General features: G+C 61.5%; 1 tRNA gene. It reads left to right on the top strand.

The annotated features are described in order from the left end of the window. Positions 1-77 (top strand) — tRNA-Met (locus QUG01_RS19935). The last annotated feature ends 551 nt before the right edge of the window (positions 78-628 follow it).

The raw sequence follows: 628 nt of genomic DNA, 5'->3' as shown, positions 1-628 counted from the left end.
GGCGAATTAGCTCAGTCGGTTAGAGCGACGGAATCATAATCCGCAGGTCCGGGGTTCGAGTCCCTGATTCGCCACCAATAACATCAAGGGGTTGCAAGATTTTTCTTGCAACCCCTTGATGCATTTGACGCCTGATAGGCTCGCCTTGCCCACAAAAATTCATCCCGACGCCACTCTCGCCGTCCCTCGGATCATTCACTCCCCCCATGCCGCTCCGCCAGCGCCGGCGAACGCCGGTCAATCAGAGCCACCCCCGGCATCCGTTCGCTTTCTGGCGCACAGCCATCGGCTTACGGAACAGCGCCGCGCCCTATAGCGCAAGCCGGTCGAAGCCATGCTCAGCATGATCGTTGTCTGAATAGAAGGATCGCAAGCGGGATCATCCCAGGCCGCCCAAGCCTGGGCGCCGCGGACCGGCATCCAGCTCAAGGCTGCGAAAGGCGAGCCGCGGTGCCGCCGCTCATTGCGCTGACAGGCTGTTTTGAAACGGCTTAGCCGCGAGCGGGCTTGGCAAGAAACGGCTCCCTACGTCTGTAGCTCATCGGGAGATGCCCTAGGGGCTGTTGACGTTTGGTGAGTGGATCGCGTTTGCGCTACGCCAAACCCGCAGGGCCGGGCGCCTTTCGCG

It is taken from the genome of Chromobacterium sp. CCUG 76385 (genome assembly GCF_059916625.1).
This window is presented reverse-complemented; position numbering and strand designations above follow the sequence as displayed.